Source organism: Streptomyces sp. NPDC054883 (assembly GCF_053610645.1).
On the sequence record NZ_JBSGYT010000020.1, the window covers coordinates 115014 to 123640 of the forward strand.

The window sequence follows — 8627 nt, forward strand, 5'->3', positions numbered from 1 at the left end:
CTCAACCCCGTGACGCGGTATTGCGGGGGTGCGCCGCTCGGCGTAGACCTTGTGGCACGGAACACACCACGAGCACACCGGCATCGGGGGCAGAGCCATGCGCAGGGAGCACGGAACCGGCCACACGGAAGCCCGCAGGGGGCGCCAGGGGAGCCGCCGTAAGAGGGCACGCGGCTGGGCGGCCCTGCTGGCGACGGGCACGCTCGCGCTCACCGCGTGCGGCGGCGGCGACAAGGCGGACGCCCCGTCGGGCGCCGGGCCATCCGCCAGTCCGCGGGTGGCGTTACCGCAGCTGACCGGCGAGAAGCTGGAGGTCGCGGCGGTCTGGACGGGCCCGGAGCAGGCCAACTTCACGAAGGTCCTCAAGGAGTTCGAGAAGCGCACGGGCGCCACCGTCACCTTCGTTCCCGCCCAGGACCCGATCGTCACCTTCCTCGGTACGAAGATCGCGGGCGGCCAGCCGCCGGACGTGGCGCTGCTCCCGCAGGTCGGGGCGCTGGTCTCGGCGGTGCAGAACAAGTGGGCGCAGCCGGTGGGTCCGGAGGCCAAGGCCGAGCTGGAGAAGAACTACTCGCAGGGCTGGAAGAGGCTGGGCGCGGTCGACGGCACCCAGTACGGCGTGTACTACAAGGCGGCCAACAAGTCGCTGGTCTGGTACAACGCGAAGGCCTTCGAGGCGGCGGGCGTACAGCCGCCGAAGACGTGGAAGGACCTGATCGCGGCGGCGGACACGCTCTCGGCGTCCGGCACCCCGGCGGTGTCGGTGGCCGGTGCGGACGGCTGGACGCTGACGGACTGGTTCGAGAACGTCTACCTGTCCCAGGCGGGCCCGGAGAAGTACGACAAGCTGGCGAAGCACGAGATCAAGTGGACGGACGACAGCGTCAAGCAGGCGCTGACGACGCTCGCCGAGCTGTTCGGCCGCAAGGACTACCTTGCGGGCGGCCAGAGCGGCGCGCTGGCGACGGAGTTCCCGAAGTCGGTGACGCAGACCTTCACCGGCGGTGACCGGCCGGCGGCCGCGATGGTCTTCGAGGGTGACTTCGTGGCGGTGAACATCGCGCAGACGCAGGCGAAGGTCGGCGAGGACGCGCTCGTCTTCCCGTTCCCGGCGGTCGGCAGCGGCAAGGCGCCCGTCGTCTCCGGCGGTGACGTGGCGGTCGCGCTCAAGCAGTCCAAGGGCGCGCAGGCGCTGCTGACCTTCCTGGCTTCGGCGGACGCGGCGGAGATCCAGGCCCGCGAGGGCGGTTTCATCTCGCCGAACAAGTCGGTGGACCCGGCCGCGTACCCGAACGACATCCAGCGCGGCATCGCGAAGGCGCTGATCGCGGCGGGCGACGACTTCCGCTTCGACATGTCGGACCAGGCTCCGGCGGCCTTTGGCGGGACGCCGGGCGCCGGTGAGTGGAAGGACCTCCAGGACTTCCTGGCGAACCCGTCGGACGTGGCGGGCACACAGGCGAAACTGGAGGCGGACGCGGCCAAGGCGTTCGGGAACTGACCCGGTGGCGACCCCCGACGTCTCACGGGCGGGGGAGGTCAGGCGCCGCCGCCTCATAGCGGCGGCGTTCCTGCTCCCCGCGCTGGTCCTGCTGGGTGCGCTCGTGGTGCACCCCATCGGGTACTCGCTGTACCGCAGCTTCTTCGACCGCTCGGGCGACACGTTCGTGGGCGGCGACAACTACGTGCAGATACTGCGGGACGACACGATCCGTACCGCGCTGAAGAACACGGCGCTGTGGGTGGTGCTGGCCCCGACCACCGCCACCGCGCTCGGGCTGGTCTTCGCGGTGCTCACCGAACGGGTGCGCTGGGGGACGGCGTTCAAGCTGCTGGTGTTCATGCCGATGGCGATCTCGATGCTGGCGGCGGGCATCATCTTCCGGCTCGTCTACGACCAGGACCCCGACCGCGGTGTCGCGAACGCCGTGTGGGTGGGGGTGCACGACACGTTCGCCCAGTCCTCGGCCTTCCCCAAGGCGCGCCCGGGCCGGGACTCCCCGCTGGTGGCGGCCGCGGGCGGCGCGTTCGAGACCCGTGACCCGGTACGGGCGGGCGCGCCCGTGCTGGTGCCGCTGGTCGGCGTGGCCCCGGACGCGCTGCCCGAGGGAACCCGTACGGCCAGGGCCCCCGCCGCCGAGCCCGGCAAGGTCACCGGGACGGTCTGGCAGGACTTCACCCGGGGCGGCGGCGGCCGGACGAACACGGTCGACCCCACGGAGCCGGCCCTGGCGGGGATGCGGATCGAGGCGGTCAAGGACGGCCGGGTGGTGGAGACGGCGACGGCCGGCCCCGACGGCACCTTCACCCTGTCCGCGAAGGCCGACGGGGCGCGGCTGCGGCTGCCCGCGTCGAACTTCCGCGAGGCGTACGCGGGCGTGGCGTGGCTGGGTCCGACGCTGGTGACCCCGGCGGTGATCGGGGCGTACGTGTGGATGTGGGCCGGGTTCGCGATGGTGCTGATCGGGGCGGGGCTGGCCGCCGTACCGCGCGAGCTGCTGGAGGCGGCGCGGGTGGACGGGGCGAACGAGTGGCAGGTGTTCCGCCGGATCACCGTGCCGCTGCTGGGGCCCGTACTGGCGGTCGTCCTCGTCACCCTCGTGATCAACGTGATGAAGATCTTCGACCTGGTGTTCGTGATCGCGCCGGGCGCGGTGCAGGACGACGCGAACGTGCTCGCGCTCCAGCTGTACCGCACGTCCTTCGGTACGGACGCCGACCAGGGGCTGGGCAGCGCGATCGCCGTGCTGCTGCTGGTGCTGGTGGTGCCGGTCATGCTGTACAACATCCGCCGGATGCGCCGGGAGGCCCGCCGATGAGCGCCGCACCGTGGTCCCGGTCGTCGAAGGGCGTGGCGGCCCGGGTGGCCGGCGGAGCCCTCCGGGTCTTCCTGGTCCTCGCGGGCCTGTTCTGGCTGCTGCCGACGCTGGGCCTGCTGATCTCCTCGTTCCTTTCGTCCACCGACCTGAACGACGGCGGCTGGTGGCAGGTGCTGAGCGCGCCGTCCCGGCTGACCGCCGACAACTATGCGCACCTGCTGTCCAACGAGACGATCACCGGCTCGCTGCTGAGCACGGTCGCGATCACCGTCCCGGCGACCGTGCTCGTCGTCACGCTGGGCGCGCTGGCCGGGTACGCGTTCGCCTGGCTGGAGTTCCCCGGCCGGGACTGGCTGTTCCTGATCGTCGTGGGACTGCTGGTGGTTCCCGTGCAGGTGGCGCTGATCCCGGTGTCGGAACTGTTCGGCGCCATCGGGCTGTTCGAGACGACGGCCGGGGTGGTGCTGTTCCACACCGCCTTCGGGCTGCCGTTCGCGGTGTTCCTGCTGCGGAACTTCTTCGCGGAGATCCCGCGCGAGCTGCTGGAGGCGGCCCGGCTGGACGGTGCGGGCGAACTGCGGCTGTTCGCCCGGGTGGTGCTGCCGCTGGGCGGTCCGGCGATCGCCTCGCTGGCCATCTTCGAGTTTCTGTGGGTGTGGAACGACATGCTGGTGGCGCTCGTGTTCGCGGACTCCACGCATCCGCCGGTCACCGTCGCGCTCCAGCAGCAGGTACGGCAGTTCGGCAACAACATCGACGTGCTCGCGCCGGGCGCGTTCCTGTCGATGGTGGTGCCGCTGGTCGTCTTCTTCGCCTTCCAGCGGCAGTTCGTGTCGGGGGTGACGGCCGGGGCGATCAAGTGACCCGCCGCAAAAGGTGGTGATCATGCGGTTGACGTGCGTCGTTGACGCTGGGTAACCCGAATGCGCCCGGGTGCGTAACCCGGTCGCCGCACGGGGGGTTGCTGGGCCATATGCCCGCGCCGACCCCTGGATGTGCCGTGCCCCGGTTCAGCGTCATCGTGCCCGCGTACAAGGTTCAGGCGTACCTCCAGGAGGCTCTGGATTCGGTGCTTTCCCAGTCGTACGGGGACCTCGAACTGATCGCCGTCGACGACGCCTCCCCCGACGCCTGCGGCGTGCTCATCGACGAGTACGCGGCCCGGGACCCGCGGGTGAGCGCCGTGCACCTGGAGCGCAACCTCGGCCCGGGCCCGGCCCGCAACGCGGGCCTGGCCCGGGCCACCGGCGACTACCTGGTCTTCCTCGACGGCGACGACACCCTGGCGCCGGGCGCCCTGCAGGCCGTCACCGACCGGCTCAAGGACACCGGCTCCCCGGACGTCCTGGTCTACGACCACGCACGCGCCTGCCGGACCGGCGAGCTGGTGCGCGACCGGCGCTCGCACCGCCTGTCGCAGGACGGCCCGGCCGGCTTCCGCCTCGCCGACCGGCCCGCGCTGCTCGGCATGCCGATGGCGGTGTGGGACAAGGCGTACCGCCGCGAGTTCGTGGAGCGCGCGGGCCTGCGCTTCCCGCCCGGTCTCTACGAGGACATCCCCTGGACCTACCGGGCGCTGCTGGAAGCCGAGTCCCTCGCCGTGCTCGACCGGGTGTGCGTGCACCACCGCCGGCGCCGCACCGGTTCGGTGCTGACCACCCGCACCCGCCGGCACCTCGACGTCTTCGACCAGTACGAGCGCGTCTTCGCCCACCTCGCCGGGCGGCCCGGACCGGCACGCTGGCAACCGGTGGCGCACCGGCGGATGGCGGAGCACTTCTGCGCCCTGTACGCGGACCCGCGCCGGCTGCCGCGCGGGAGCCGGGCCGAGTTCTTCCGCCGGGCGTCCGCGCTGCTGCGCCGCCACCGGGGCCGGGGGCCGCAGCCGCGGCCCGTGTCGCTGTCGCGCACCGACCGGGTGCGGCACGCCCTGATGCGGCTGGGGCTGCGCCGCACCTACCGGCTGCTGTCCGCGCTCCGCTCGGCGGGTCCGGTGGTCGCGGACGGCGCCTCGGCGGCGGGGCGCGGGCTGCGCGAGGCGGCGCTGCGCCTGCACTACCGCATCCAGCGGACGCTGCCGCTGCGCCCGGAGCTGGCGGTGTTCTCCGCGTACTGGCACGGCGGCTACGCCTGCAACCCGGCGGCGATCGAGGCGAAGCTGCGCGAGCTGGCGCCCCGGATGCGCACCGCCTGGATCTGCGACGCCGCCCACGCGGCGACGCTCCCGCCGCAGACGGCCGCGCTCCGGCCGGGTTCGGCCGCGTACTGGACCGCGCTGGCCCGCGCGACGTACCTGACGACGAACGTCAACTTCGAGCGGGCCCTGGTCAAGCGCCCCGGCCAGGTCCTGCTCCAGACCCAGCACGGCACCCCGCTCAAGCGGGTCGGCCTTGACCTCCAGGACCGGCCGGCGGCCGCCCCGACGACGGACTTCGCTGGCCTGCTGCGCGGCGCCGACCAGTGGGACTACCTGCTCTCCGCGAACCGGCACTCGACGCTGGTGTGGGAGAAGGCGGTCCCCGCCCCGTACACGACGCTGGAGTACGGCTATCCGCGCAACGACGTCTTCCTGCGGGCCACCGCCCGCGAGGTGGCCGAGCTGCGCGCCCGGCTCGGCATCCCGGCGGGCTCGACCGCGATCCTGTACGCGCCCACGCACCGCGACTACCGGCGCAGCCGGCCGCGGCACCTGGACTTCGGGCGGGTCCTGCGCGACCTGGGCCCGCGCTTCACGATCCTGGCCCGCGACCACCTGACGTACGCGGGCGCGGGCCCGGAGCCCGACGGCCACCCGCGGCTGGTGGACGTCAGCGGCCACCCGTCGGTGGAGGAGCTCTGCCTCGCCTCGGACGCGTTGGTGACGGACTACTCGTCGCTGATGTTCGACTACGCGGTCCTGGACCGGCCGATCGTGATCCACGCGGAGGACTGGGAGGCCTACGAGGCGGCCCGCGGCACGTACTTCGACCTGCGCGACGCTCCGCCGGGGGCGGTCGCCCGGACCGAGGACGAGCTGGTGGACATCTTCGCCACCGGGCATTGGCAGGGCTCGCGCTCGGCGCAGCTGCGCGCCGCGTTCCGTTCCCGCTTCTGTACGTTCGACGACGGTCACGCGGCCGAGCGGGTCGTGCGCCACGTCTTCCTGGGGCAGTCCGCGCCGCTGCCGGCCGTGGTCCCGCCGGAGGACCGCAGGCCCGCGCCCCCGGCCCGGTCGTCGCCGACGCCTTCGCCGTCCGCAGAGCTCACCCCGAGCCCGGCCCTCTGGCCCTAGGCGGCGGCCTTCAGGCCCGCCACCACCGACCGGGCCAGTTCGTCCAGGTACGCGGCCGGGACCGCGTCGCGGACCACGACCTGGCGCCAGTACAGCGGGCCGATCGCCAGGTCCAGCGCCCGGCCCGGGTCCGTGCCCGGCGCCAGTTCGCCGCGGGCGACGGCCTCGGAGACGATCCCCTCCGCCATGCCCCGCTCGCCCGCGAGCAGCGCGCCGCGCACCGCGTCGGCGATCTCGGGCTGGCGCGCCGCCTCCACGAGCAGGTCGGGGATCACCGCCGACGCCACGGGGTGGCGCAGTACGTGGGACATGACCTCCAGCAGGGCCCGTACGTCGCCGTACAGCGAGCCCGTCGCCGGTACCGGGAGCCCGTCGGCCGCGAAGGCGCCGACCAGGTCCAGTACGAGGTGCAGCTTCGACTTCCAGCGCCGGTAGACGGCCGTCTTGCCGACCCCCGCCCGCCGGGCGATGCCCTCGATCGACATCCGGGCGAAGCCGACCGTCGCGAGTTCCTCCAGGACCGCCGCCCGAATCGCGCGGGTGACGTCCTCGCGCAGGACGGCCGCGCCGGCGGGGGCGCGGCGGGCGGGCGTGGGCTCGGCGGCGGGCTCGGACACGTGGGCGGCGGGCTCGGAGGTCATGGCACAGAGCATAACGGCGCAGGGCGGCACCGGTCCGTCACGACGATACGGTTGCGTCTCAACGCCAGGGGACCTACCCTCAGCGTCACGACGATACGTAACCGTTCCGTCCGACGTCCGACGTGTCTCCCCGTCGAAAGCGACCCCGTGACCGTGACCGTGCCCCCCGTGACCGCACCGCCGCCCCAGACACCGGCAGGCGTGACAGCGGAACCGATGACACCGCAAGAGCTGGCGGCCGCCCACGGCCTGACCCTCAGCGGCGCCCGTCCCAGCCTCCCCCGCTACGTCGCACAGCTGTGGGAGCGCCGCCACTTCGTGACGGCGTACGCCACCGCCCGCATGCAGGCCACGTACAGCACGGCCCGGCTCGGCCAGGTGTGGCACCTGGCCACGCCGCTGCTGAACGCGGCCGTCTACTACTTCATCTTCGGCGTGATCATGAACGCCGGACACCAGGTCGCCGACTACATCCCCTTCCTCATCACCGGCGTGTTCGTGTGGGACTTCATCGGAAGCTCCATCAACACCGGCACCCGCGCCGTCCACAGCAACCTCGGCCTGGTCCGCGCCCTGCACTTCCCGCGCGCGGCCCTGCCCCTGTCCACGGTCATCCAGCTGTTCCAGCAGCTGCTCGTCACCATGGGCGCACTGGCCGTCCTGCTGCTGGCCCTGGGCCAGACACCGGGGCCGTCCTGGCTCCTCGCGGCCCCGGCCCTGCTGCTGTGCGCCGTGTTCTGCGCCGGCTGCGCCCTGGTCATGGCGCGCATCGGCAGCAAGAACCCGGACGTCAGCCAGCTGATGCCGTTCATCCTGCGCACGTGGATGTACTCCTCGGGCGTGATGTGGTCCATCGAGCAGACGCTCAAGTCGGACCACCTGCCGCACTGGGTGACGACGGCCCTCCAGCTCAACCCGGCGGCCGTCTACATCGACCTGATGCGCTTCGCACTGATCGACAGCTTCAAGGCGGGCTCGCTCCCGCCCCACGTGTGGCCGATCGCCATCGGCTGGGCCCTGCTCGCGGGCCTCGGCGGCTTCGTCTTCTTCTGGAAGGCAGAAGAGGAGTACGGACGTGGCTGACACCGCCATCCCCACCGTCATCGCGGACGATGTCCACGTCATCTACAAGGTGTACGGCACCGGCACCCGCAAGGGCGGCGCGACCGCCGCACTGAGCCGGATCATCTCCCGCAAGCCCGCCCCCGGCGTCCGCGAGGTGCACGCCGTCAAGGGCGTCAGCTTCACCGCGTACAAGGGCGAGGCCATCGGCCTCATCGGCTCCAACGGCTCGGGCAAGTCCACCCTGCTCGCGGCGATCGCCGGCCTCCAGCCCGTGGCCCGCGGCCGCGTCTACTCGCACGGCCAGCCCTCGCTCCTCGGGGTGAACGCCGCCCTGATGAACGACCTGACGGGCGAGCGCAACGTCATACTCGGCGGCCTCGCGATGGGCATGTCCAAGCAGCAGATCCACGAGCGCTACCAGGACATCGTCGACTTCTCCGGCATCAACGAGAAGGGCGACTTCATCTCCCTGCCGATGCGCACCTACTCCTCCGGCATGGGCGCCCGGCTGCGCTTCTCCATCGCCGCCGCCAAGGACCACGACGTCCTGATGATCGACGAGGCCCTGGCCACCGGCGACGCCGCCTTCCAGCGGCGCAGCCAGGACCGCATCGCGGAACTGCGCAAGAGCGCCGGCACCGTCTTCCTCGTCAGCCACTCCATCGGCACCGTCCGCGAGACCTGCGACCGGGCGATCTGGCTGGAGTCGGGGGTCCTGCGCATGGACGGCCCCGCCGAAGAGGTCTGCGACGCCTACGAGGCCTTCACCCGGTCCGGCTGAGACCCACGGGAAAAGCGGGCGGCCCCGGGGAACTTGATCAGGCCGAAGAC

Annotated in this window: 7 protein-coding genes; 6 read left to right on the forward strand and 1 reads right to left on the reverse strand. The window is 72.4% G+C overall.

The annotated features are described in order from the left end of the window. Nucleotides 1-97: 97 nt before the first annotated feature. The 4 genes from ACWGH1_RS17355 (at nt 98) to ACWGH1_RS17370 (ending at nt 6090) form a co-directional block, all read left to right on the forward strand. The gene (locus ACWGH1_RS17355; protein ID WP_453355164.1) at nt 98-1501 is read left to right on the forward strand and encodes an ABC transporter substrate-binding protein; all 1404 of its coding nucleotides are present in this window, start codon (nt 98-100) and stop codon (nt 1499-1501) included. A gap of 4 nt (nt 1502-1505) precedes the next feature. Further along, the gene (locus ACWGH1_RS17360) at nt 1506-2819 is read left to right on the forward strand and encodes a carbohydrate ABC transporter permease (protein WP_453355163.1); all 1314 of its coding nucleotides are present in this window, start codon (nt 1506-1508) and stop codon (nt 2817-2819) included. Then, nucleotides 2816-3682, forward strand: coding sequence for a carbohydrate ABC transporter permease (locus ACWGH1_RS17365; protein ID WP_453355162.1), 867 nt, complete (start codon nt 2816-2818; stop codon nt 3680-3682). The genes ACWGH1_RS17360 and ACWGH1_RS17365 overlap by 4 nt, the downstream gene beginning before the upstream one ends. Before the next feature lie 110 nt (nt 3683-3792). Further along, on the forward strand, nt 3793-6090 hold the full coding sequence (locus ACWGH1_RS17370; RefSeq protein ID WP_453408795.1) for a bifunctional glycosyltransferase/CDP-glycerol:glycerophosphate glycerophosphotransferase: 2298 nt from the start codon (nt 3793-3795) through the stop codon (nt 6088-6090). On the opposite strand, the gene ACWGH1_RS17375 is transcribed toward ACWGH1_RS17370, so the two are convergent. Beyond that, on the reverse strand, nt 6087-6731 hold the full coding sequence (locus tag ACWGH1_RS17375) for a TetR/AcrR family transcriptional regulator (RefSeq protein WP_453356690.1): 645 nt from the start codon (nt 6729-6731) through the stop codon (nt 6087-6089). The two genes, ACWGH1_RS17370 and ACWGH1_RS17375, sit on opposite strands and share 4 nt — an antisense overlap. Nucleotides 6732-6890: 159 nt before the next feature. On the opposite strand from ACWGH1_RS17375, the gene ACWGH1_RS17380 reads away from it, so the two are divergent. Both ACWGH1_RS17380 and ACWGH1_RS17385 read left to right on the forward strand, forming a co-directional pair. Beyond that, nucleotides 6891-7814: an ABC transporter permease gene (locus tag ACWGH1_RS17380; protein ID WP_453356692.1), complete on the forward strand. Its 924-nt coding sequence runs from the start codon at nt 6891-6893 to the stop codon at nt 7812-7814. Further along, on the forward strand, nt 7807-8577 hold the full coding sequence (locus tag ACWGH1_RS17385; RefSeq protein WP_453356689.1) for an ABC transporter ATP-binding protein: 771 nt from the start codon (nt 7807-7809) through the stop codon (nt 8575-8577). Before ACWGH1_RS17380 ends, ACWGH1_RS17385 begins: the two co-directional genes overlap by 8 nt. Nucleotides 8578-8627: the final 50 nt, after the last annotated feature.

Coding starts and splice junctions, on each gene's coding strand:
- ACWGH1_RS17355 (WP_453355164.1), top strand. CDS start 98: ATGCGCAGGGAGCACGGAACCGGCCACACGGAAGCCCGCAGGGGGCGC.
- ACWGH1_RS17365 (WP_453355162.1), top strand. CDS start 2,816: ATGAGCGCCGCACCGTGGTCCCGGTCGTCGAAGGGCGTGGCGGCCCGG.
- ACWGH1_RS17370 (WP_453408795.1), top strand. CDS start 3,793: ATGCCCGCGCCGACCCCTGGATGTGCCGTGCCCCGGTTCAGCGTCATC.
- ACWGH1_RS17375 (WP_453356690.1), bottom strand. CDS start 6,731: ATGACCTCCGAGCCCGCCGCCCACGTGTCCGAGCCCGCCGCCGAGCCC.